Origin of the sequence: uncultured Nonlabens sp., from assembly GCF_947495285.1 — a bacterium.
GTDB lineage: Bacteria > Bacteroidota > Bacteroidia > Flavobacteriales > Flavobacteriaceae > Nonlabens.
Genome location: NZ_CANLXZ010000001.1, coordinates 160,514 through 185,940, shown reverse-complemented (window position 1 = coordinate 185,940; position 25,427 = coordinate 160,514). Strand labels below are relative to the sequence as shown.

At 34.0% G+C, this 25,427-nt stretch carries 24 protein-coding genes; 9 read left to right on the top strand and 15 right to left on the bottom strand.

The genetic code is table 11. The features are described from left to right. The first annotated feature begins 235 nt into the window (after positions 1-235). On the top strand, positions 236-1,198 hold the full coding sequence (locus Q0838_RS00830; protein WP_298950220.1) for a YpdA family putative bacillithiol disulfide reductase: 963 nt from the start codon (positions 236-238) through the stop codon (positions 1,196-1,198). Between the two features lie 154 nt (positions 1,199-1,352). Here the strand turns inward: Q0838_RS00830 and Q0838_RS00825 are convergent, their stop codons facing one another. After that, entirely contained in the window at positions 1,353-2,981 is a 1,629-nt protein-coding gene (locus tag Q0838_RS00825; RefSeq protein WP_298950218.1) for a 4Fe-4S binding protein, read from the bottom strand. A 30-nt stretch (positions 2,982-3,011) separates the two neighbouring features. Continuing rightward, positions 3,012-4,352, bottom strand: coding sequence for an FAD/NAD(P)-binding oxidoreductase (locus tag Q0838_RS00820; protein ID WP_298950216.1), 1,341 nt, complete (start codon positions 4,350-4,352; stop codon positions 3,012-3,014). A gap of 352 nt (positions 4,353-4,704) precedes the next feature. Here Q0838_RS00820 and Q0838_RS00815 point away from each other — a divergent pair, with 352 nt between their 5' ends. The 3 genes from Q0838_RS00815 to Q0838_RS00805 are packed head-to-tail and all read left to right on the top strand — an operon-like array spanning position 4,705 to position 7,796. Next, complete coding sequence (locus Q0838_RS00815) at positions 4,705-5,712, top strand: glycoside hydrolase (RefSeq protein WP_298950214.1); 1,008 nt, start codon at positions 4,705-4,707, stop codon at positions 5,710-5,712. Between the two features lie 24 nt (positions 5,713-5,736). Continuing rightward, positions 5,737-7,404: a M1 family metallopeptidase gene (locus tag Q0838_RS00810; protein WP_298950212.1), complete on the top strand. Its 1,668-nt coding sequence runs from the start codon at positions 5,737-5,739 to the stop codon at positions 7,402-7,404. A gap of 2 nt (positions 7,405-7,406) precedes the next feature. Further along, positions 7,407-7,796 (top strand): RDD family protein, encoded by a 390-nt coding sequence (locus tag Q0838_RS00805; protein WP_298950210.1) that lies wholly within the window; start codon positions 7,407-7,409, stop codon positions 7,794-7,796. Here the strand turns inward: Q0838_RS00805 and Q0838_RS00800 are convergent. The 4 genes from Q0838_RS00800 to Q0838_RS00785 form a co-directional block, all read right to left on the bottom strand. Continuing rightward, positions 7,785-8,678 (bottom strand): TIGR01777 family oxidoreductase, encoded by an 894-nt coding sequence (locus Q0838_RS00800; protein ID WP_298950209.1) that lies wholly within the window; start codon positions 8,676-8,678, stop codon positions 7,785-7,787. The two genes, Q0838_RS00805 and Q0838_RS00800, sit on opposite strands and share 12 nt — an antisense overlap. A 139-nt stretch (positions 8,679-8,817) precedes the next feature. Next, positions 8,818-9,234, bottom strand: coding sequence for a hypothetical protein (locus Q0838_RS00795; protein ID WP_298950208.1), 417 nt, complete (start codon positions 9,232-9,234; stop codon positions 8,818-8,820). An 11-nt stretch (positions 9,235-9,245) separates the two neighbouring features. Next, a complete protein-coding gene (locus tag Q0838_RS00790; RefSeq protein WP_298950207.1) occupies positions 9,246-9,599 on the bottom strand; it encodes a hypothetical protein in 354 nt (117 codons plus the stop codon). Positions 9,600-9,983: 384 nt separating this feature from the next. Then, the gene (locus Q0838_RS00785; protein ID WP_298950206.1) at positions 9,984-10,490 is read right to left on the bottom strand and encodes a transcriptional regulator; all 507 of its coding nucleotides are present in this window, start codon (positions 10,488-10,490) and stop codon (positions 9,984-9,986) included. Positions 10,491-10,627: 137 nt separating this feature from the next. On the opposite strand from Q0838_RS00785, the gene Q0838_RS00780 reads away from it, so the two are divergent. From Q0838_RS00780 to Q0838_RS00770, 3 genes are all read left to right on the top strand, one after another. Continuing rightward, complete coding sequence (locus Q0838_RS00780) at positions 10,628-11,281, top strand: HD domain-containing protein (RefSeq protein WP_298950205.1); 654 nt, start codon at positions 10,628-10,630, stop codon at positions 11,279-11,281. A gap of 42 nt (positions 11,282-11,323) precedes the next feature. Then, positions 11,324-12,130: a tRNA pseudouridine(38-40) synthase TruA gene (locus tag Q0838_RS00775; RefSeq protein ID WP_298950204.1), complete on the top strand. Its 807-nt coding sequence runs from the start codon at positions 11,324-11,326 to the stop codon at positions 12,128-12,130. Positions 12,131-12,210: 80 nt separating this feature from the next. Continuing rightward, positions 12,211-12,816, top strand: coding sequence for a DUF2911 domain-containing protein (locus Q0838_RS00770; RefSeq protein WP_298950203.1), 606 nt, complete (start codon positions 12,211-12,213; stop codon positions 12,814-12,816). Positions 12,817-12,914: 98 nt separating this feature from the next. Here Q0838_RS00770 and Q0838_RS00765 read toward each other — a convergent pair whose 3' ends face one another. The 7 genes from Q0838_RS00765 to Q0838_RS00735 all read right to left on the bottom strand — a co-directional run bounded on the left by Q0838_RS00765 (position 12,915) and on the right by Q0838_RS00735 (position 18,291). After that, positions 12,915-13,238 carry a 2Fe-2S iron-sulfur cluster-binding protein gene (locus Q0838_RS00765; protein ID WP_298950202.1) on the bottom strand — a complete coding sequence of 108 codons (324 nt, stop codon included), beginning with the start codon at positions 13,236-13,238 and terminating at the stop codon, positions 12,915-12,917. After that, complete coding sequence (locus tag Q0838_RS00760; RefSeq protein ID WP_298950224.1) at positions 13,239-14,306, bottom strand: NAD(P)/FAD-dependent oxidoreductase; 1,068 nt, start codon at positions 14,304-14,306, stop codon at positions 13,239-13,241. 147 nt (positions 14,307-14,453) lie between these two features. Beyond that, positions 14,454-15,689 carry a GTP-binding protein gene (locus tag Q0838_RS00755; RefSeq protein ID WP_298950201.1) on the bottom strand — a complete coding sequence of 412 codons (1,236 nt, stop codon included), beginning with the start codon at positions 15,687-15,689 and terminating at the stop codon, positions 14,454-14,456. A gap of 11 nt (positions 15,690-15,700) precedes the next feature. Next, positions 15,701-16,600: a sulfate adenylyltransferase subunit CysD gene (cysD, locus tag Q0838_RS00750; RefSeq protein WP_298950222.1), complete on the bottom strand. Its 900-nt coding sequence runs from the start codon at positions 16,598-16,600 to the stop codon at positions 15,701-15,703. Continuing rightward, on the bottom strand, positions 16,596-17,222 hold the full coding sequence (locus Q0838_RS00745) for a phosphoadenosine phosphosulfate reductase family protein (protein WP_298950200.1): 627 nt from the start codon (positions 17,220-17,222) through the stop codon (positions 16,596-16,598). Before Q0838_RS00745 ends, cysD begins: the two co-directional genes overlap by 5 nt. Continuing rightward, the gene (locus Q0838_RS00740) at positions 17,185-17,484 is read right to left on the bottom strand and encodes a DUF2061 domain-containing protein (RefSeq protein WP_298950199.1); all 300 of its coding nucleotides are present in this window, start codon (positions 17,482-17,484) and stop codon (positions 17,185-17,187) included. Before Q0838_RS00740 ends, Q0838_RS00745 begins: the two co-directional genes overlap by 38 nt. Before the next feature lie 399 nt (positions 17,485-17,883). Then, positions 17,884-18,291, bottom strand: a complete 408-nt coding sequence (locus tag Q0838_RS00735) for an Rrf2 family transcriptional regulator (protein ID WP_298950198.1) — start codon at positions 18,289-18,291, stop codon at positions 17,884-17,886. A 103-nt stretch (positions 18,292-18,394) separates the two neighbouring features. Here Q0838_RS00735 and Q0838_RS00730 point away from each other — a divergent pair, with 103 nt between their 5' ends. Together Q0838_RS00730 and Q0838_RS00725 are read left to right on the top strand one after the other, a co-directional pair. Next, positions 18,395-19,630 carry a tail fiber domain-containing protein gene (locus Q0838_RS00730; RefSeq protein ID WP_298950196.1) on the top strand — a complete coding sequence of 412 codons (1,236 nt, stop codon included), beginning with the start codon at positions 18,395-18,397 and terminating at the stop codon, positions 19,628-19,630. 395 nt (positions 19,631-20,025) lie between these two features. Next, a complete protein-coding gene (locus Q0838_RS00725; protein ID WP_298950194.1) occupies positions 20,026-21,231 on the top strand; it encodes a GAF domain-containing sensor histidine kinase in 1,206 nt (401 codons plus the stop codon). Between the two features lie 261 nt (positions 21,232-21,492). Here Q0838_RS00725 and Q0838_RS00720 read toward each other — a convergent pair whose 3' ends face one another. Then, a complete protein-coding gene (locus Q0838_RS00720; protein ID WP_298950193.1) occupies positions 21,493-24,237 on the bottom strand; it encodes a T9SS type B sorting domain-containing protein in 2,745 nt (914 codons plus the stop codon). A gap of 87 nt (positions 24,238-24,324) precedes the next feature. Beyond that, positions 24,325-25,410, bottom strand: a complete 1,086-nt coding sequence (locus Q0838_RS00715; protein WP_298950192.1) for an aspartate kinase — start codon at positions 25,408-25,410, stop codon at positions 24,325-24,327. Positions 25,411-25,427: the final 17 nt, after the last annotated feature.

Below are 25,427 nucleotides of genomic sequence, written 5' to 3'. Positions count from 1 at the left end.
GCTACTTCCTGGCGAGTCTTAAACTTTCCACTCTTTATTAATAATAAACTCTTCAACCGCTTTTCCTTCTTAAGACTCGTCTTTTTACCGAGGAGTGTTTTGAGTTCTGTAATTGATTCTTTGATATCTAAATATGCTGTTCTTCCCATACATAAATATACAAAAAATATATGACATTATATAACTATATTGGTATTAAGAGCTTTATTCAACAGTACAATTAACTTTGAAGCTTATGAAAAACGGAAAGTTATTTGACCTCATCATCATAGGTGCTGGACCCATAGGTATTAATTGTGCACTAGAAGCAAAGAAGAAAAACCTTTCTTATCTAGTTATTGAAAAAGGACCACTAGTAAACTCACTATATAACTATCCTGCAAACATGCAGTTCTTTTCTACAAGTGAAAAACTAGAACTGGACAACATCCCATTTATTTCTAAAGATCCTAAACCTAGTAAACAAGAGGCTCTAGAATATTACAGACGTATCGCTGTTTCAAACAATTTAAACATTAAATTGTTTGAAAAAGTACTTTCTGTAGATCATATTAAAAACTTTAAAGTCACCACAGACACATGCTCTTATCACGCAAAGAACATCGTCGTTTCTACAGGGTTTTATGACCTACCTAATAAAATGAACGTAAAGGGAGAAGAACTCTCTAAACTAACTCATTATTATAACGACCCACACCTATACGCATTGCAAAATGTGGCTGTAGTAGGAGCAAGTAATAGTGCTGTAGATGCTGCTTTAGAAATATATAGAAAAGGAGGTCACGTCTCTATGATAATACGTGGAGATTCTATAGGAGACCGAGTTAAATACTGGGTAAAGCCCGATATAGAAAACCGCATTAAAGAAGGCTCTATAAAAGCTTACTATAACAGTGAGGTTAAAGAAATACTAGAAGATCATATTATTATTAATCAGGAAGGTAAAACTATTAAAATCGATAACAAATTTGTGGTGGCGCTCACTGGTTACCGACCTGATTTCAGTTTCTTAAAATCTATAGGAGTAGAACTAGTGGGAGAAAAACAAATCCCTATGTATAATGATGCAACTATGGAGACTAATGTAAAAGGACTATATCTAGCAGGTGTAATTTGCGGTGGTCTAGAAACACATAAATGGTTTATAGAAAACAGTCGTGTACATGCATATCAAATCATGGACACTATCACAACATAACAACAGCTCGATTATTAAAAGCAAAAACACCTTATCTAGCCATCACGGCTGGATAAAGTGTTTTCAATTGAAAGCAAATCTATTATAGTCTTTTTCTTTATTTGAAAAAGGATATGTGTTGCGCTTACGCGAAAGCGGAACACACCACTAACTATTATTTTCCTTTATTAAGTAAATCCATTAAATCAACATCGTTACCCAGTAATACTTCAGTAGGATTGATACGTCCTGTTTCTGGACCATTTTCTAGTTTTAACACACCACGAGGACATACCGCACTACAGATACCACAACCTACACAACTAGCTCTTACAATGTTTTCTCCTTTTTGCGCATAAGCTCTTACATCGATACCCTGCTCACAATAGGTAGAACAGTTACCGCATGATATACACTGACCTCCATTAGTTGTAATTCTAAAACGAGATTTAAAACGCTGAACAAGACCTAGATAAGCCGCGAGTGGACATCCGAAACGACACCACACACGGTTTCCAAAAATAGGATAGAAACCTGTACCGATAACCCCTGCAAACCATGCTCCTATCAGTACACTATATGCGTCTTTTATCCAGTCTGCAGGAATACCTAGTAAAGAGTTAGCTCCTGTAAAATAAGCATATAATGTTACTATAGTCATTACTAGAGAGAATACTAGAACAGAGTGGATTAACCACCTTTCTAGTTTCCATGAAATTAATTTTTTACTAGAATTCTGTCGGTATGGATCTCCTAGTGTTTCTGCTAGTCCACCACATCCACATACCCAACTACAGTACCATCTTTTACCGAAGAAGTAGACCATTACCGGCACAATAATTACTGTTAAAACAATACCCCAGACTAATATAAATAAACCTATAGCACCACTATCTAGTAAACTATCCAGATTCCATGAGAAGAAAAAATCATAATCTAACGGGAATGCATTTTTAAAATCATAAGCTGGCATTTGCAAGCTGGTCATTATTTCAGGAATTAAAAATGCTAGCACGATTTGAAAAAACAATACAGATGTCGTTCTTAATACTTGATACTTATTATGACGGTATTTAATATACATTCTCAAGGCCATTACAGACATAAGAACACAGTAAAGAAAACCGTAAACAAACCACTGGCTCGCCTCGTTACCACTAAGAAATAAACTGATAGGATCTACTATAAACGTCCAGTTTACCACATAGTCTGCCATGAAATACAGTACAATATAAAACGTCACTAGATACACGAGTACCAACCAGGCTATCCAACCACGGTTAGTCGCAGCACTGTGATAAATACCGTTATTCTTAATTCCTTTTCTACCTAGTAACTGTAACTGCGGTGCTATAAACATAAGAGAACCGAGAATACCTAACCCAAAAGTAAGCAACCACATTAAACCTTTATTCTCTACCACAAAGCCTATTGCAGACTTCTTAGCAAGAGAAAAACTGATCGCTCTGAAATCTTTCTCGTTTATTCTATACTGATACTGCTTTCCTTTATTATCCCAGTCCTTTGCGGCATCATACTTTGCAATAAGCGCATCATAATGCACATTATTTTTTTCTAATGCACCTCGCACACTGCTAGAGAATTCAAAAATCCCCATAGGTCCTTTAGAGACCACGTCTTCATTTAATTCTTTAATTATAAAATCATTTGCTATTCCTTTAGATTCTAGAAATGAATTAAGTTCCTCTTTTTGAAGATCAAAAGAACCTGCAAAAATAGATCCTGTAAAAATGGTTAGTCCTATTAAAAAAATGATTAATCCTATATGGTGTATTGCTTTCATAAAGCTATTATTATTTGTGATTGTATTTAATTAAGCAAAAATGCGTTTCCAGCTTTTTTTAACCGGTTTAATTTGTTTCCCTCTTTCTTTATTATAATGTGAGATGATCGCATCTTCATGCTTAGAATAAAATTCAGGATCAAAATTGGCATCTTTTAAATAGGTCATTACATCATCTACTTTACGGTTTTCTGTTAACCACCGATCAAATATCTCGTGACGCATTCTTATACCGAAGGTGTTGATACCTAAAAACTCGTCCGTATCTTTATGATAAGCTACCGTTACACAAATGTTTTCTACAGGATGTCTCCAGTGAAATTGATCTTCAAAATCAGGTTTTCTAGAACCACTCACCCATCCATAGGTCTGGTACTCGACGTCCATAAACTTAGCACTATTAAACCAGTGTCCAGGATTATACTTTGTCGCATTACCACAAATAGTTTGTGCTAGTGACTCACCCATCATACGGCCCGTATACCAGACAGCCTCTATAGGCCTGCGTCTACCTATGCTCTCGCGCTGCTCTGCACAGTCCCCTATCGCATAAACATCCTTAACACTAGTCTCTAAGAATCTATTTACCATGACACCACGGCCTAATTCTATATCAGAATTTTTTAAGAAACTTACATTAGGCGACACTCCAGCAGTTAGACCCACTACATCACACTCTATTATCTCGCCTGTTTCTTTGATTTTAATAGCTTTACACCTCCCGTTTCCATCATCTATAATTTCTTCTAGATTCTGTTCTAATCTCAAATCAATACCGTTTGCAAGAATTTCTTCATTTACTAGTGCACTTTCTCCAGCCGGTAAAACACCGTTCCAGAAACTGCTTTCTCTTACTAAAAATGTAACCGGTATATGACGTGAGTGAAGCATCTCTGCCATCTCTATTCCTATTAAACCACCACCTACTATTACAGCGCGCTTACACACACTATTGTTAGGAGCGTTTTTTTCTAATTTTTCTAGATCTTGCTTATGATACATACCTTGTACACCGTCTAGATCCTGACCTGGCCAGCCGAATTTATTAGGGATGCTACCAGTAGCTAAGATTAACTTATCAAAGCTTATAGACTGACCGTCAGTAAATTTTATGCTTTTATTTGCACCAGAAACACTTTCTACCCAAGCACTTTTTAACTCGATGCGGTTCTTTTTCCAAAACCAACTCTCATACGGTTGTGTGTGCTCAAACTTCATATGCCCCATATAGACATACATTAATGCTGTACGAGAAAAAAAGTAATCTGTCTCTCCAGAAATGATTGTAATGCGCTTATCAGAATTTTTCCTGATATGTCTGGCTACCGTGACTCCTGCGACACCGTTCCCTATTATGACTATATGTTCCATGGCTTGTCTATTTAAAAATGATAAATCAACTAATTTCTTGTGATTAGAAAAAAAACATACCACATTTGATATAGTACATTATTACCTAAACATTTTATTAAGAAAATATTGACGTTTCTAATTTACACAATTATCTGGAATACGTATCACATTTTAATAACAAGAAAATTTTAAAAGTTCCGCTTTCGCGAAAGCGAGATCAAAACAACCTGCAAAAAATTAATATTCCACACTTATTTAAGCACAAAGCTAAAATTGTATTAATTAAATTGTTTTTAGCAAAAAAAAGAAGAATATTGTAGGCATAACTATATATAAATTCTTTGACGATAGTTATTTAATGATTCTATTTATGAATTTTTTCTTGTACCTACTTATACTTTTAAGCGCGTTTTCCTGCCTATCGCAAACTCCTAGATCAACAAAGATTAACGGTATATCATTTGTCGCAACTCGAGACACCGTGAAAGAATCTTCTATAACTCCATTAAAAAAGTATCATGCAAATTATGCCGCGGTAATTCCATATGCGTGGATGAGAAGTCTAGAAGAACCTCTAGTTATTTTTAATGAAAGAGAAGGCTGGTGGGGTGAAAAATCACATGGTGTTTCTGTAACGTCTAGGCACATGAAAGATCAAAACTTAAAGGTTCTTTTAAAACCTCAATTATGGATAGGTCGAGGACAGTACACAGGTCATATTAATTTAAAGACAGATGCTGAATGGAAGATACTAGAAGATAGTTACACAGCATACATCATGAGATTTGCCCAGGTTGCTGCTCAAGAAAATATAAGTATGTTTTGTATAGGTACAGAATTAGATTCTTTTGTAAAAGGACGACCAGCTTACTGGCAAAAACTTATTAAAGACATACGTAAAATCTACAAGGGTAAACTTACTTATGCTGGCAACTGGGACAGTTATAAATATGTTTCTTTTTGGGGACAGTTAGACTATATAGGAGTAGATGCTTATTTCCCGATAAGTGAAGAAAAAACACCTGATCATAAGACCATCACTAACAGTTGGAAAAAATGGAAAAAAGAACTTAAAGACCTCTCAAATAAATACAATAAACAAATTCTTTTTACTGAATATGGCTATATAAGTGCCGATTATGCTGGTAAAGAGCCGTGGGCAAATGCTGGTGAAGACAAAGCTGTAAATCAAGAAGCACAACATATATTACTAGAAGGCCTTTATAATAATGTATGGCATGAAAACTGGATGGCTGGTGGCTTTTTATGGAAACACCATCCAACAAAAGGCAGACGTAGTTTTGAAAAACGATTCACGACACAAGATAAAAAAGCACAAAAAACCGTGCATGCCGCTTACAGTAAACAGTATAAATAGTCAGTACATTTTAACATCTTTTTTATGAGTTTCAATAAGTATCCATTTATAGTATTTCTATTTATTCTATTCAGCGCAAGTTCTTTGTGCACAGCGCAATTACTTAAAGACAAAGATCAATTTACGAGACAAGATTCTTTACGTGGTTCTATTACTCCAGAACGTGCCTGGTGGGATATCACATACTATAATCTAGATGTGACTGTAAAGCCAGATGATAAATTCATTTACGGTTCTAACACCATTACTTATGAAGTCCTAGAACCGTATCAAGTTATGCAAATAGACCTGCAAGAACCTATGCATATTATTATGGTGACGCAAAATGGTAAAGAACTAGAAGTAAAACATGAAGGAAATGCTCATTTTATCACTCTACAAGAAAATCAAACTACTGGTTCTAAGAATCAAATAAAAATAGATTTTAAAGGGCATCCACGTGAGGCTAGAAATGCGCCTTGGGATGGTGGTTTTTCTTGGAGAAAAGATAGCAATGGAAAAGATTTTATTGCTACTTCTAACCAAGGTCTAGGCGCGAGTGTATGGTGGCCATGTAAAGATCATATGTATCAAGAAGTAGATGGCATGACTATCTCTGTAAACGTTCCTGCAGGATTGATGAATGTTTCTAATGGACGTCTAATTAAAACAGAACAAAAATCAGACGGCAGTTCTACCTACACATGGGAAGTAAGAAATCCTATCAACAATTATGGTGTGAATATAAACATAGGTGATTATGTAAACTTTTCTGAAGTATATCAAGGAGAGGCTGGTCCACTGGATATGAATTACTATGTTTTACGTGATAATCTAGATAAAGCCAAAAAACAATTTAAAGACGCTCCTAAAATGATGAAAGCCTTTGAACACTGGTTCGGGCCATACCCTTTTTATGAAGACAGCTATAAACTAGTAGAAGTGCCCTATCTAGGTATGGAACATCAAAGCTCTGTAACTTATGGAAACAGATATGTAAATGGTTACTTAGGTAGTGATCTATCTAATAGTGGTTGGGGAATGAAATTTGACTTTATCATCATACATGAATCTGGTCATGAATGGTTTGCAAACAACATTACAAACAAGGATATAGCAGACATGTGGATTCATGAAAGCTTTACCTCATATTCAGAAAACCTATTTATAGACTATTATTATGGCACAGAGGCCAGCGCCGCTTATGTGATAGGCACACGTCGCAAGGTGATGAATGACAAGCCTTTAATAGGTACATATGATGTTAATAATGGTGGCTCTGGAGATATCTATTACAAAGGTGCTAACTTCTTACATACTCTAAGGCAGATTACTAATGATGACAAAAAGTGGAGACAGATCTTGCGCGGTCTTAATTTTGAATTCTATCATAAAACAGTAACCACCGCACAAATAGAAAATTACATTTCTGATCAAATGGAAATGGATTTAAATCCTGTTTTTAATCAATACTTGCGTGATACTCGCATTCCTAAATTAGAATATTCTATCAAAAAAAGAAACCTACACTACCGCTGGGTAGATGTGGTAAATGGTTTTAAAATGCCTATTCAAATTCTAATTGATGGAGAAAAAACGTGGATTACCCCATCTTCAAAAATTCAAAAAATGAAGTTACCTTCTAATAAATCAGAATTTGAAGTGGTAGAAGATTTTTATGTGAAGTATAAGAAGAGAGCAAAATTGAGCTAATTATGAATTATGCCAGCCTTTCCGATAGAATCAAAGCTTTTACTATTGATCAAATACTACTCATAGTCACTATGTTTATTACCTCAGAATTACTTTCTAATTTTGAGAATGTCCCTACCTCCATAAGAATCATATTATTTATATCCTTCTTCTTTTTGTATGAACCTATATGTATATCCTTTTTTAAAGGAACCATAGGACAGCAGCAGTATATAAATATTAAAGTAGAAAAGGATAACGATCAAGGAACAGCAGTCAACTTTTTTCTAGTTATTATAAGAACCTTACTAAAATATTCTCTAGGTTGGATCTCTCTATTAACTATAAGTAGTAGCCCAAAGAAACAAGCTGTTCATGATTCCATAGTAAAATCTATAGTGCTAAGAAACTAATTCTTTTAAACAATCCTCAACGGTTTCATACTCAAAGTTAAAACCAGCATCTAACAATCGTTGCGGATGCACATATCTACTTTTCAGCAACAATTCAGATTCTGAGCCTATCATCGCGCTACCCAATTCTACGAGCCATTTAGACTGTGAGATACCTAAGGGAACAGACAACTCCTTCCTTAAAACACCCATAAATTCTTTATTTGTTCTAGGCTGTGGTGCAGTGACGTTTACCGATCCTGATAATTGAGATGAAATTAAAAAGTCTATTGCTCTACAAAAATCATGGATATGAATCCAGCTTATAAATTGGTTTCCATTTCCTTGTTTGCCACCCATTCCTAATCTAGTGATGGTTTTTAATTTAGGAAAAGCACCACCATCTTTACCCATGACTATAGAACTACGTATGGCTATTTTACGCACATTCTCTATGGTCGTTGAGTAGAATTCCTTCTCCCATGATTTGGCAATATTCATAGAAAAATCATCTCCTATCACACCAGTTTCTTCTGTATTAATAGTCGTTTCAGAATGTACATAAATGGTCGCTGTGCTAGAATTTATAAACACTTTAGGCTTATTTACTGCTTTCTCCATTGCAAGATTTAGCACGTGTGTGCTATCTATACGAGAACTTAAAATAGCCGCTTTATTTTTATCGGTATAACGACAGTCCACCGATTTTCCTGCAAGATTTATTAGTGCATCTGCATTCTCAAGATGTGCCGCCCATTCACCTAAGTCTTTACCATTCCAGTAAGTTGTTTGTTGATCTCGCTTTCGCGAAAGCGTAACCACAACAATCCCTTTCTCCTCAAAGTAATTCTTGAGAGTCATTCCTAAAAAGCCAGTACCACCAGCGATGATTATTTTTTTCATGAGAATAAAAGTTTTATAATTCCTAAAACGACTTTTCTATTGTAAGTAATAAATTTATACAGTGGTTTTAAAGGCAAATAAACCAGCAGAAACTTCAATGGTTTCTTAATCCAGTTCTTGCCTTGTAAAAAAATCTCTATCACTGTTTAGTTTGCTGTTGTTCAAACATTCTATCTCTTATTTGAGACTGTTGTTTTAAAACCTTGCTTCTCTTTCTACCTCTGAAGAATAACATCATATTAAAAAATAACATGACACCTAAGTAAATAGAAAAACCACCTATTTTAGTACTTAAAATCTCAATGAGACTCTGATAAGTTTCATTAAAATTATATTTACTTATTTTAAGCATCCATAGTCCAAAACCTATATTGAGCAAGTAGAAACCTACTTCAAAAAGCTTGTTAGTAGAATTTGCTATGTCTTCACGACCGTGAAAGATGTCTAACATAAAGATTTTTCCGTTTTTGAAAAGTGTGCGCGACACAAAGAAAGTGAGTGTTAAAATGATAGGTAAGTAAATAAAATAGCCGATTACAATTTTTGAAGGTTCCATAAGTGTTGATTTTAATTATTAGTGTTAGATTTTTGTTTTAAAATGATATTAATAACTAGCATATTGAAATAATGCATGGCTGCTAGTATAAGAGTGATATAAGCTAAGTGTGTCATGACAGACTCTATTACACCTATTAGATCATGGAGCCTGTCCCAAATGGAAATGGCATAAATACCGTATCCTATATTTAACAAGTAATAACCAGCTAGTAATATTTTGTTTACCTGGTGTGTGAGTTGTGGATCTTCTGGGATAATTTGTGCTATATAAACGTGACCGTATTTGTAACATAAATGACCTACATATAAAATAGCCGTCACTACCACTATTAAATAGGTGATGTATGCTGTCAGGTTATACATGATCGTAATCTTTAAAATTCATGTAACTGATCAATAATGAATAAACGTATAGAATAAAACAGATCGATACTACTATCCAGACCAGTAGTTGTTGTCCAGTGTTAGTGAACATATAGAATAAAAAAAGAACTAAGCAGCTTACTATCAAGTGTACTATAGAATTACTACGAGTAGTATTATTCCGTCCAAAAAAGCTAATTAATATACTCAAGACAATTTGTACAAAACCGCATACTCCTATAAAGAACAATCCAAACGTAGGTGCTATTGAAAAAAGAATAATAAGTATTACAAAACAGGCAATATTTACAAATAACAAATTCTTCATAATTTATAGTTTTAGAACTTTCAATAAAAACTGAAAGTTTGATTTAAATAAAAAAGCTACGAGATCGCTTTGATCAGCTTTTTCATGTAGTTATTGTTATTTATTTTAGTCATTAAGTTGGTTAAATTTTCCATCTGGCTTACAAAGTCAGCTAGGTCAGAAAGTAAACTTTGAAAATGTTCAATTTCCTCTTTGTTCCCTTCTAGTTTTGCAGCTTTAAGCTCGTTAAGCAAACGTCTTACTGGCTCTAGCTCTCTTCTTTTGCGCTCTTCCATTATATTCTGTGCGATGGAATGCACATCGTGCAGTGCTACAAAAAACTCTTTGCGCTCTCCTAGAACTGTTTCTTTGCGCACCAGTCTCCAGTTGATTAATTCACGTACATTAGTATTGACATTACCTCTACTCAATTGCACTTGCTCCATGATTTGGTCTGCACTTAATCCTTCAGGATAAGAAAGCAATAGTGCATGGATTTGTGCCATGGACTTAGATATTCCCCAAGAGCTTCCTAAAGAACCCCATGCCTGAATAAATTTTGATCTTCCTTCTTCTAGTTTCATAGGTCAAATATACAACTACTTTTTAAACTTTCAATAATTTCTGAAAGTTTAATTTATAATAAGATGAATCTAATGTTATTAAGAGTAAAAATGTTTGTTCTAATTTTGCTTTCGCGAAAGCGGAATAAAACAACCTAATGACACAACAACAAGTTATAGAGAGTACGGTACAATTTGTAAAAACACAATTACGAGAAGCCGAAGGTGGACACGACTGGTTCCACATAGAACGTGTGTGGAAAAATGCAAAGTTAATTGCTCAAAATGAAGATTGCGATAAAGGCATAGTAGAATTAGGTGCTTTATTGCACGACATAGCCGACTCAAAATTTCACAATGGAGATGAAACCCTTGGGCCACGCGTCGCAAGAGAGTTTCTTACATCACTAGAATTACCAGAAGAGGTCATAGTCCATGTAGAAAATATAATTAAATACATATCCTATAAAGGTGGACACCAGAGTAAAGATTTTACTAGTAAAGAACTAGATATAGTACAAGATGCAGACAGACTGGACGCAATAGGCGCGATAGGAATAGCACGTACATTTAATTATGGAGGTTTTAAAAATCGATCTATTTATGATCCTCATATTGCTCCAGACTTAAACATGACTAAAGAACAGTATAAAAAAAGCACAGCACCTACTATCAATCATTTTTATGAAAAATTACTTCTTTTAAAAGATTTAATGAATACAGATTCTGGTAAAAAAATAGCACAAAAACGTCATGATTATATGCAAGGCTTTTTAGACCAATTTCATGCAGAGTGGAATGGGCAACTATAAATAGTCTTTTAACTTTGTACTTTTACATTCTTAATCTATTTCATGAATCCAGGACCATTTGCACAACATAGAAGACAGTTTTTTCTGATAAAAATGCAGTATCTGGGATTTAGATTTCACGGCTGGCAGAAACAACCCAACAACATACCTACCGTAGAACACATGGTTACAAGAACCTTGCGCTATGTTCTAGATCATTCTAATTTTAAAATTCTCGCGGCAGGAAGAACAGATGCAAAAGTATCTGTGAATGAAACATGGATAGAGCTATTTCTGGACGCTAGTGAAGAACTAGAAATGGAGCAGTTTCTGCTAGATTTTAATCAGAATTTACCCAGCGACATAAGGGCTCTAGCGGTTCAAAAAACAGATAAGAATTTTAATGTGATACAGGCTCCTAAAGTTAAGGAATATATCTACCTATTTTCTCATGGGGAGAAATTTCATCCCTTTTGCGCTTCTATGATGGTGTACATGAAAGAACCGCTAGATATCGATATAATGATGCAAGCGGCTAGACTCTTTGAAGGCACGCATGATTTCTGGTCGTACACTTATAAACCTACAGACACTACTATTACTACTTCTACTATAGAAAGTTGTTTTATAGAAAAGAATGAGATTTTTACGGCAAACTTCTTTCCTGAGGAGAGCTTTGTATTTAGAGTAAAAGGCGAGGGTTTTAAACGTCATCAGGTACGTTTAATGGTAGGAATGTTATTTGACCTAGGTAGGCACAAACTCACACTAGAAGAGTTTAAAGAAACTCTGGATGGTGGTAAGAAAATACATTTATCTCACATAGCACCACCTAGTGGGTTAATGCTTTATAAAACTGAACTCAAATAAACCTTAATTCTTATAGAACTGTTAAAGTGATATTTACGTGATATATAGTCTTTATTTTTAAAGTTCATAAAAAAACAATCATGAAAAAATACATTTTATTACTTGCAGTAGTACTTTCTAGTAGTGCGCTTTTTGCACAAGATCTTACCAAATTAAAATTAGATAAGAGTCCTATGGACGCGGCATTTTTTCCTTCTGGAGCAGCACTTCGTGCATTTGCAAAAACAGAAGAGGCTAAAATGGCTGCAGAACCTAAAATTAGAGTTCTTTATGGTAGACCTTCTTTAAATGAAAGAAATGTCTTCAGAGCAGATGATAACAAAAAATCTGGAATCACTAAATATGGTGAGACATGGAGAATAGGTGCAAATGAAAGTACAGAGCTACTTTTAATGACAGACGCTATGATAGGTGGTAAACTAGTTAAGGCTGGTCGTTATTCTATAGTAGTGACTCCTACAGAAAAGGAATGGACATTCCATATCAATACTGAAAATGATGGATGGGGTAACTATTCTCATAAAGCAAACCTAGATGTTGTAACGGTTGCTGTTCCTGTTACTAAAGATGGTAAAAGTCTAGAGCAATTAAGTATTGCGCTTTATTCTCCAAAAAAGGACAACACAGTTCACTTAAAAGCAGGATGGGGAACTTATAGAGCTGAGCTTCCTATTGTTTTAAAATAAATAGCAGTTTAATAATTTATGAAAAGCAGTTTAACTTTAATTAGTTCAACTGCTTTTTTAGTTTCCGCTTTTGCGAAAGCGGAATAATTAACAAAAATCTAATCTGCCTCTGGAGCTAGTTCTATGACTAATCCGTCTAGGGCATCGGTAATAGGAATCTGACAACCCAGTCGAGAGTTTTCTTTTACGTTCTCAGCCTCCCAAAGCATGGCTTGCTCATCATCATTACGTTCTCCTAGATCATGATCGCTTATCACATAACACTGACAGGTCGCACACATGGCCATACCGCCACAAACCGCCTGTACTGGTAGCTCATAAGATTTACATACTTCCATGAGATTCATGTTCATGTCTGTAGGTGCAAGAACTTTATGCTCCACACCTTCTCTATCTATAATGGTAATGTTTACGTCTTGCATTTATTTATTACCTATTTTTTTAACTACCGCTTTTTCTGCTTCTTTACGAGTACCATCAAATCCGTCTACACCACCTACAGTCGTGTATTTCATCACGTAACGTTTATCTGGAAAGATGCGCTGGTAAGCGCTTTGACACATTAATGTAGCCTCGTGAAAACCACAAAGAATAAGTTTTAACTTCCCTGGATATGTATTTACATCTCCTATGGCATAAATACCAGGTATGTTAGTTTGATAATCTAGTGTGTTATCTACTTTAATAGCATTTTTCTCAATCTCTAATCCCCAGTTTGCGATAGGTCCTAATTTAGGTGCAAGACCGAATAACGGTATAAAAGCGTCGCACTCAATAACCTCCATACGCTTTGCCTCGTCATTATGTTGTAATAAAACAGACTCTACTTTTTCCTCACCTTTAACATCAAGAATTTGTGCAGGAGTGACAAGTCTTATTTTTTTTGCATCTACGAGATCTTGAACTTTTTCTACACTATCCAGCGCCCCACGGAATTCTTCTCTTCTATGTACTAAAGTCACCTCAGAGGCTACGTCTGCTAGAAAAATAGACCAGTCTAGTGCTGAGTCTCCTCCACCAGCGATAACAACTTTTTTATCTCTATAAACTTCTGGATCTTTTATCATGTATGCTAGACCGTTGTCTTCATACTTTTCAATTCCTTCTATAGCAGGTTTGCGCGGTTCAAAAGAACCTAGTCCACCGGCTATGGCAACTACTTTTGTGTGGTGTTTTGTGCCTTTACTAGTAGTGACTATAAATGTGCCATCTTCTAGTTTTTCTATGTCTTCGGCTCTTTCTCCTAGGGTAAAACCAGGTTGAAAAGGCTCTATTTGTTTCATTAAATTATCTACAAGATCGCCGGCGAGAACCTCTGGAAAGCCAGGTATGTCGTAGATAGGTTTTTTAGGATATAGCTCTGAACACTGCCCACCTGGTTGTGCTAGTGCATCAATAAGGTGGCATTTTAGTTTTAATAAACCTGCTTCAAAAACGGTAAATAAACCTGTAGGTCCTGCACCTATTATTAAAATATCTGTAGTGATCATGTCTTGTTCCATAGCAACTTGTATGCCTATAATGTGGCTAGTGCAAAGGTCGTGATCAATCACGTGTTAAACAAATGATTAAGAAAAATCTAAACATAGGAATCGTTCAGATTTTTCTTAATAAAATAAATGAATGGATATTTTTTTTTATAAAATGAAACCAACACCTGCTGTGTTGTTTGTTTTTTCATCTATGATTATAAATCTGCCTAAATTTTTATCAGTTGCGTAAGAGGTTCCTATAATCTCCTTACTAGTTTTAATAGAGACTGTACCTATGTCATTTATTGCCAAAGCATCTGTTTCATTAAGGTGATGCTTCATTAATTTTTCACCGCTTACTTTTAATTTACATCGTACTCTAGAAGTACCTTGTTGTAGAAGGTAGGTAGATCTTTCTGATAGAGCGGTATGATCCATCCAGCATAATTGTGCTTCTATGCTTTTTTGTTTCACATATTTATCATTTCCTACTATTAAGAAATCACCTCTGGTTACATTAATATCATTTTCTAATTCTACGATCACTGCAGACCCTTCTTTGGCTTTTTTAAAAGAATCTCCTGCTAGATAAATACTTTTAATTTTTGATTTCTGACCTGATGCAACTACCTCTATAGAATCACCTACAGCAAGGTCGCCACCGCGCACTGTAGCGGCATAACCTCTAAAATCATGATATTGTTCTGTTTTAGGCCTGATAACGTTTTGAATATTTAAAGAAACTGTATTAAAGCTATTATTAACTTCTATACTTTCTAATATATTTAAAACAGGCTTTTCATTATACCATGAGGTATTTAATGAAGGTTCTATAATATTATCTCCCTTAAGTGCAGATATAGGAACAAAATGTATCGTTCTATTTGCATCAGGATATTCTATTGCAAGTTCTTCAATAGTTTTCTTTATCTCTAGGAATACTTCTTCACTATAATCAACTAAATCCATTTTATTTACCGCAACAACTATATGGTTAGTAAGTAATAAATGATTGATTAAAAAGTGTCTTTCTGTTTGTGGCAGCTTACCTTTTCTAGCATCTACCAGTATGATGGCTACATCGCTATTACTAGCACCTGTGATCATATTTCTAGTATATTCTTCATGACCAGGAGTGTCTGCAATAATATAACTACGCAAATTTGTAGAAAAATAAATATGCGCTACATCTATGGTTATACCTTGTTCTCTTTCGGCTATTAAACCGTCAGTTGCTAGAGAAAAATCCAAGTAATCATAGCCTTTATTCCTACTACTGGTCTCTATGGCTTTTAATTTATCTTCTTCTAGGGATTTAGTTTCATACAGCAGTCTACCTATTAAAGTACTTTTACCATCATCTACACTTCCTGCTGTTGCTATTTTAAGCACATTCTTCATAATTCTTTCTTTTAAAAATAGCCTTGTTGCTTGCGTTTTTCCATCGCACCTTCACTACGTTTATCATCTATTCTCGCGCCACGTTCAGAGATTTTACTATCTGTAATTTCTTCAATAACGGCATCGATTTCTGTCGCATGACTAAATACCGCTGCGGTACAACTCATGTCTCCTACCGTTCTAAATCGCACCCAACTTTTTTGAGTCACCTCATCTTCATCTTTATAAACATGTGGAGACACTGACCAGATCATACTATCCCTTATAAACACCTCGCGTTGATGAGCAAAATAAATACTAGGTATTTCTATGTGTTCTGATCTTATATAATTCCACACATCTAGTTCTGTCCAGTTAGATAAAGGAAATGCGCGCACATTCTGTCCATGATCTATAGTTCCATTAAGTAATTCAAAAACCTCTGGCCTTTGATTTTTCTCATCCCACTCACCAAATTCATTGCGTACAGAAAAAACACGCTCTTTTGCTCTTGCTTTTTCTTCATCTCTACGAGCACCACCTATACATGCATCAAACCCATGTTTTTCAATGGCATTAAGTAAGGTAGCCGTTTGTAATAAATTCCTACTGGCATAACGTCCAGATTCTTCTTTTGAAATACCTGCGTCTATGTCATCTTGTACGTGAGCAACGATTAATTTGAGACCTAATTTTTCTACTAATTCATCTCTGAAAGCGATAGTTTCAGGAAAGTTGTGACCTGTATCAATATGAAGTAATGGAAAAGGAATAGGTGCAGGATAAAAAGCTTTATGAGCAAGATGTACTAAGGTGATACTATCCTTGCCACCAGAGAACAATAAAACTGGCTTTTCAAACTGTCCTACTACTTCTCTTATTATATAAATAGCTTCAGATTCTAAAAGATTAGGTTCTAGTATATTGTTAATTGTGAATTCCACATTCTCTATTTTGGATAACTTTTGTGGGGTCATAATATTTGAGTTCGTTTTTTAAATTATTTTGTTCTAAGTAATTATCCAGTTGATTATCATCATAATCATAAAATGGAGATACTTTAAGTACATCACTTGATCCATAAGAAAGAACATCTATAGAGTCTCTAAATGCGGTCTGTCCTTTTCTTAAATTAGTAAACCAGACATCTGGACTCCATTCCTTCATTGCACGTTTAAAGGGCTCTAACTTAACCTGTTCACTAAAAAGGGCATGTAATGGATTATTTAAATCAGGAATACCCATAATTACGTCTCTATAAGCAACAGATTGCTTAGGCACATATATTTTGAGATTTAAATCAAGAAGCTCTCTTACGTACTCCACATGCTTATAGGTCTGAATGGTATTATAACCTGTATCACACCAAATGACTGGTATATCTTTTTTTAATTGTGTAACTAGATGAAGGATAGCTACTTCATAAGGTCTAAAATTAGTTGTTATAATAGGGTTCACCGCTTCTTCTAGTACCTGACTAACTCGATACAAAGGCTGCTCATTTTTGAGCGCCTCATTATACTTTTGTACGGACTGTTTGTTTATTTTTTTCATTATTCAGATTTGTAATTTTACTCCACAGACGTTCATGAATGAAGTAGAGAGCCATTTTACTAAAAACCTCTACACCACCTATAGTAAGCGCTATATCTATTTTAGATGTAAGGAACCATGATATCACTATAGTATCTATCGTACCTATTACACGCCAGCTTATTGTTTTCAATAATGCTATCTTCCAGTTAGGATCACTAGATTGTTGATTATCAAAAAAACCAGGTTTATAAATTCTATCTAAAATCAAAGGAACTTTCATTTAATGTGCAAATTAAAGAATAAAAGATTTACCCTATAGGGTTAGTAGAGTATTTATTTAAAGAAATACACAAGGGATTTTTAAACTGGTAAAGTAAATTTAAAAAGCGAGAAACCAGTTATAACAAAAAATCCATCTAAGAAGATGGAAAATAATTGTTTATAAACGGCCAGACACGAGTAGTTAAAATAAGAAAACAGCCCATCTTAATATAGTAAGCTACTCGCATTGTTTGACCTATCCAAAACTATTGTTAAAACTTAACGATGCAAATATATAACAATTTTCAAACCCTACAATTCTAATAGGATAATATCGTATTAATATTTATCTTATTAAATTTTAAAGAATTAATAATCCTATTACATGAAACTGATAATTCTAATAATTACATACTTATTAAATCAAATCTTTAAGTGTTTGATTTTCTAAAATAGCAAGTGTATTATCTCTTACCTGAATCATTAATTTATTAACTGAACAAGCATCTTCATCCACACAATCGTCACATTTTTCATAGAAATTAAGACTAACACATGGTAACATCGCAATAGGACCTTCTAGAATGCGATGTATGGTTGACATTCTTATCTTCTCAGGCAATTGCATTAAATGATAACCACCGCCTTTCCCTTTGCGACTACCTAAAATACTGTTCTTACGTAGTTCTAATAGAATGGCCTCAAGAAATTTGTGTGGGATTTTTTCTGACTCTGCAATAGTAGCAATAGAAGTGGGCGCCTGGTTTTCTTGTCTAGCAAGGTAAGTGAGGGCCTTAATACCGTATTTTGTTTTTCTAGATAACATATTCAAATTTAATACATTCTAAGATTCTTACCTGATAGATATAAACCTTTATTTTATTAAAACCACTTTCTATTAATCTACGTATATAAGAGAAACCATAATCATGAGACTAGCAATATTTTTATTACTTACCTGTACCTGTTCATCTATATTTGCACAAGTAGGTATAGGCACCAGCACACCAGCCTCTAGTGCTATACTAGACGTAACAACTACTCTAAATGATAAGGGAATTCTTATTCCTAGAGTTAATATTATAGATTTAAATACTCAAGACCCTATAACTGGTATTATGGAAGAGAGTCTTTTAGTTTATAACACTAACGTAGTATCTGGAAAAGGTTTCTATTATTGGGATGGCATTATGTGGCAACCATTTAATACATCTGATGACGGTAACGCAAACAATCCTGACCCTACTCTATTCTGGAATACTACCGGTAATAGTGGTACAGATGCAAATCAAAACTATCTCGGCACATCAGATAATACAGATTTTATTATCGCAACAAATACTCGAGAACGTATAAGAGTAAAAAACAATGGTAATATAGGTATTAATGAAATTAATCCTGACCAACTTTTACATATCAATACTTCTAGAAATGGTCAGGGTATAAAAATAGCTAGAGGTAATAACAATTCAGAAATAACACAAACTGGTAGAGATTTAAATTATAACTCTTCTAGTACAGCCGGTAGTTTTTCATATTCATTTTTTGATGATAAAAAAATAATTATAGACAACAATAGACTTTACCCAGCAGTTAACTCATTAGATAACACCAACACTACTGGATATGACCTCGGTATGTTTAATCAACACTTTAGAAGAATATATTCACAAGCCATACATACTAATGATAATGATGCAGATGGCGGCCTTAGAATAAATATAGGTAGCCAGGGTGGTACCGACGCAGATTATATCTTCAGTGATTTTGCACACTTTCCAGTTTTAGATGGAGCAAAAGATTTAGGTAGAAATGGAAATTCATGGAATAACCTTTATTTTCAAAATGCTTTTAGAACCTCTGACATACGCAAGAAAAAAAATATACAACCATTAAAAGACGGACTTACTAGCATTATCGCCTTAAACACATATCAATACAACTATAAAAACGATAATTCCAACAGATTACAATACGGTTTTATTGCACAAGAGTTACAAGAACAGATACCTTCTATTGTAGATGAAGGACTAGATTCTAATAAATCTCTTGCAGTTGATTACGGCCAGATGATTCCCATTTTAGTTAAAGCAATTCAAGAGCAGCAAGTAAAAATAGAAGCTCTTCAACAAGAAGTTCAACTTTTAAAAAACAACAAAAGTTAAATAAACACAATCCTATCAAAAAAAATAACCGATAAACGGTTTAGAAAACATTTAATTATTTAAACAGTTATTTATCTAAAAAAGGTGGAACAGGTAAATAACTGTATATTTTTTCCTACAAAAAAGGCTTTTAAAAATATCGTAAAACCGCTGATTCTTAAAACATTCTTTAAGCTTACAGCATAATTTAAAATGGAAATTAAAATAAGTTATAATTTTTTCTTACAAAAAATCATATCCGTTATTTGCCTAAATAACTGAATTTAAATTATTTCCAAAAACTCACATTATCGAAAACATACACTCACATAAACCCTACAACAATCGTAACGCTTAACTTTGATTGAGTTTTACATCCCGAATAGAACTGCAAAAAACCAACGAATTTCTCTTTTATGATTGCAGCACCCTTACCAGTTAATGAAAAAGCTAGAATAAAAGCTCTACAAAGCCTTAACATTCTAGACTCTTTACCAGAACAACAATATGATAATATTACTGAATTAGCTTCCTACGTATGTGGTACTCCTAATGCGGTAATATCTTTGGTAGACGAGAACAGACAGTGGTTTAAATCTAATCTAGGCATGGCAGTTTGTGAGACACCACGAGAGGTTAGTTTTTGTGCACATGCCATTCATAACCCTGATAAATTAATGGAAATTCCTAATGCTCTAGAAGATCCTAGATTTATGAATAATCCACTAGCGCATGATAAGGATAACCCTGTAATATTTTATGCAGGTGTACCGATTTTAGATCAAACTGGATTTGTATTAGGAACTCTTTGTGTCATAGATAACAAACCTAAAAAACTAAGCAATAAACAAAGAAAAGGATTACTTAATCTAGCACAACAAGTTCAAGAACTCTTAAAGTTACACGTACTCAACACAGAGCTTAAAGCATCTAAATCTCATTTAAAAAAACACAATGACCTTTTAAAAGATTTTGCAGGGACCGTATCCCATGATATGAAAATGCCTCTAGCAAATCTTATTGTCACATCTGATATTTTAAACAAAAAATACTCAAGTATTTTAGATACACCTGGTAGAGAATACCTGAGTTATCTCAAAAAATCATCTTTATCATTAAGTGATTATATTACTAATATCCTTGCTCATTACGAGAGTTCTTCATACAACATCGATGACCGTAAGAGATTTGATGTGAATGATTTACTAGAAAACATAATTGAATTAATTAACATTAAACACCACTGCGATATTCACCTACCAGAGGTTAATCATACCATTCACTGCAACCGCGTTGCTCTTGAGCAAATATTTTTAAATTTAATAGGCAATAGTATAAAGTACAACGACAAAGAGGAAACCGTTATAGATTTAAATATAGACATCGTAGACCATCATTACATCTTTAAAATTAAAGATAACGGTCGTGGCATACCTGAAGATAAATTAGAAACTATCTTTGATTTATTTTCTACTGTAGGAGAATATGATCGTGAGGGAAAAAAAGGACATGGAATAGGACTCTCCACCGTAAAACAACTGGTAGAGAAGTTAGGAGGAGAAATTTCAGTAGATTCCGTTTTAGGTAAAAATACCACCTTTACATTTAGTATTGCTCAATAGATTATGATATCTGTTTCGCTTTCGCGAAAGCGGAACAGATATCCAATAAAATCATAAGTACTTATAGAGTAACTAAAACCTCTTTACACGTCTTACTTACCTTTATAATATCTGACAGTAAACCTCTAGCTGTCAATTCTCTACCAGCACCAGCACCTTTTATCACCAGCGGATGTGACGCATAGCTTTCTGAATAAATTTCAAAGAGACTTATAAATTAATTGAACCATATTCAATTCTCTAAATAAAAAAATCTAATTCCTATCTCTTTAATGCAAAATGACCATGAAAAACAACGACGTTATTTTTTACCGTTTTAAACCAGTAATCACTACCAGGCATAGGACTACCATTAAACGTACCATCCCAACCTATCTCATCACTTTCAACTTGGCTTAAAAGTTTACCATACCTATCAAATATCGATGTCATGTAAACCTCATTAGACTTGCTTCCTAAAATATTCCAAGTATCATTAAAACCATCCTGATTAGGAGTAAAAAATCTAGGGTAACCTATTAGGTTAAAAGTCTTAGTAACTGTACCGCAGTCTGGTATTTCATGAACTGAAATCTCATACTCCCCATATTCTAAGTTTTGAAAAACATTTGAAGACTGACTGGCCACGTTAGGTATGGTATAAACAAAATCACCAATAGAAGCCATCTGCACAGTAACAGATTTATTTACTGAATCTATAATAATATCATCTATCACTGGCAGTGAAGTAGGAACTATTTCAAAATTAAAAGTAGAAGAACAAATTGCTCCACTAATTAATTTTTCTACTGTTAGACTGTGCATGCCATAAGAACTAAATTGTGATTGATAAGTTGTTGAACCATTAGACCAAGAATAAGAAAGATAAGAGTCATCTACTTCTAAGTTTAAAGTATCACCACTGCACAACTCGTAAACATCAGATAATTCTTCTACCGTTACTTCTATAGTATTTAATCTTATGAGAGGTACCGCTATTAAATCGCAATAAGTATCTGGGTGAATAATAGAGACAATAATGGATTGACTATTAGTAGAATTGAACTCATAAGCCGATGGTAAATTAATTGAATTTCTTTGTAAAATGGCATCTTGTCTATTTTCATAATAATTAAAAATAAAGTTATTTGTATTCGCATAATAATTAGCCACCTCAGACTCTATTACCGTTAAGTCAACAACAGATCCATTACTTCCTTGATCAACACATACGGTAATGTCTAAAATGAAATCATTAGGAATAGGACTGTATTCTTTTGTTATTAATGATAACTCAATAGTACTACTACATCCATATCGATTATCTACAACTAAAAATAAACTTTGTGAATATGGGGTTTGATTAAAAAAAGAAATATTAGTATTAATTTTATTTGTACCGTTCAAAGCATCTGTCTGGGTAGCGTAAAATGAAAGTTTCTCACCTTTATATAAACTAGAGATCAGTGGTGTCAATCTATTTAAATCAAATGATGCTATTCCATTACCATCATAATCACATCCCGTAAAAGGATCTATAGGACTACTAAGTAATGGTGGGTCAAATATTCTTATGTAACGTACAAATTCTTTTTGTAATCCATTTACGACAGCTGTTGCCACTACCCTGTACTTTCCAGCAGCTGTAAATTGATGATTAGGTGTTAAGGAAGTACTTGTATTATTTACACCACTTGCTGGATCATTAAAGTCCCATGACACTTGAGTAACATTTTCAGTAAGACTAAAATTTGTCAGACTCCCTAGACACTGATCACCTACTTCTATATATTCTACTATAGTATTTGTTATAAAATTAGCGCGGACAGGATGTGCATAACTAAAATAAGTATTAACATTTTGATAGTTATCAATAAAGTTAGAAGTTAAACCTAATAGATTAGGATTATCAACTCTAGCTAGCCATCTACCACCAGGTACATAAATACGACCATCAACTGCTAGAAATAAACTGTTATAGCGTGTGAAGTAATTATCTGGCCCAACATCATTAGATATTTGAGTTTCACTAGCTATTATCTGACTAATGTTAAAAAGTGATAAATCATATTGAAATACTTTACTCCTTAAATTAGTAATAGGTATACCATGTCCTGCATTATAAATTGCTTGAGACCGATCCTGGGTAAGAACATATAACTTAGAAGAATCTCCAGAAAAAGCAGCATTTGTGTATCGTTCATTATCAACTAATTCTCTACCTATATTTTGACTATTTGAAATTACACCTGTGGTTGAATCAAAATCATACAGATGCAATATCCCTTTATTAATAGCATTAACAATAGCTATCTTACTTCCATCTGGCGATACAACAGCTTTACCTGTTCCAAAGTATAAATCTTGAACAACATTAACTGTTGAAAAGGAGTTATACGCTACTGAACTGACCACTGGTGTTGGATTAAAACCATTAGAATCAATTTTATAACTTAGAAAATCAGTTGAATCATTACGCTGGATTATTATCCAATAAGAACCATCTTCTTTGTTGAAGTAACCCATCATATTTCTCGGAAAAACTTCTTGTTGAATTCTTCTTATACTACCATTTACTATTCCACCAGCTCCAGAATTTAACCTGAAATCAAATTCACAAATGATCAAATCATATATTGGAAAAGTTCCATAATTATTACCGATTAGGTAATACTTATAAATGGACTCAGGATGAGGAACAATTAAAAGACTCTGCGTATTGTGGGCACGAAAAGAAGTAGCGATTCCCTCTGTAAATAAATTTGCAATATTACGTTCCTTAAATGGGTCTATCAAATAAGGATTGGAATTATAAGTATAGGTAGAGGTTGTACCAGTAAGCAATGATCTACCATTTGCCATTGCATCAACTGTAGCAATCGCAGGAGGACTAACATGAGGGAGAAACTCTCCCTCACCTCGACTAAAATCCATCCTGCCACCTGATGTTGGCCATTGATCTGGATATCCTTGTGCATAACTCCAAAATGAAATAATACTAAGAAATAAAAAAAGATGTAGTTTCATTTTATCTTATAGTTTTAACTAATAAAGATGTAAATATACATGTTAGTTTGTTAATTTTTTGAGATAAAACAATTTTCTTATTCTTACTTATCCAGCCACTAAAACCTCTTTACACGTCTTACTTACCTTTATAATATCTGACAGTAAACCTCTAGCTGTTACTTCTCTACCAGCACCAGCACCTTTTATCACCAGCGGATGTGACGCATAGCTTTCTGAATAAATCTCAAAGAACCCATCACTACCTTTTAACTGTCCTGCGGGACTACTTTTAGGTACAGCTTTAAGCGATACTTTAAGTACACTATTAACCACATCTAGTTCTCCTAGATGTCGCAATACTTGATCGCTAGAGAGAGCATCTTTCTTCTCCTGCAACACCTCATCTAACAAAGTTACTTGATCTAGAAACTGATTAAGCGAGGCTGTTCTTAAAGAAGGAATAACTAGATTATCGATTTCTATATCGTCAAATTCTAGTTTCAATCCTGCTTCTCGAGCAAGTACTAATAGTTTTCTGGCCACATCATTACCTGATAGATCTTCTCTAGGATCTGGCTCTGTATAGCCACCTTTTAATGCATTAATTACTATTTCAGAAAACGGCTTGTTTTCTTCACTGAAACGGTTAAAAATGTAACTTAAGGATCCAGAAAAAACACCATTAATGGCAAACAATTGCTCACCACTATTATAAAGATCCCTTACCGCATTAATGATAGGTAAACCTGCTCCTACATTAGTCTCGTACTCAAATTGCAATCCTTTATTTTTAAGAGCTGTGCGTATGATATCATAAAAGGACTGTGATAAGGTATTTGCAATTTTATTTGCCGTGATAATATTAAAATCATGATCTAATAATTCAGGATAATATTGCGACACCTCTTTACTCGCGGTGGCATCTATTGCTATTTTAGGCGCTTCATGCAGGTTTTCAATTTTATAAAAACTATCACTTTCCCTAACTTGAGAAATAGAGCTGAAATCTTCTTTCCATTTTTGTGTTATCCCATTTGGGTCAATAAGTACTCTCTTTGAATTTGCAAGACCTATAATTTTAAGGTCTAAATTATGTGTGCTTTTAAAAAAGGAATGTGATTCCAGTACTTGATTAATCAACGTACTGCCTACATTCCCTATACCGAATATATATAAATGTATTTGTTTCATGTGTAAGTTTTAGATAG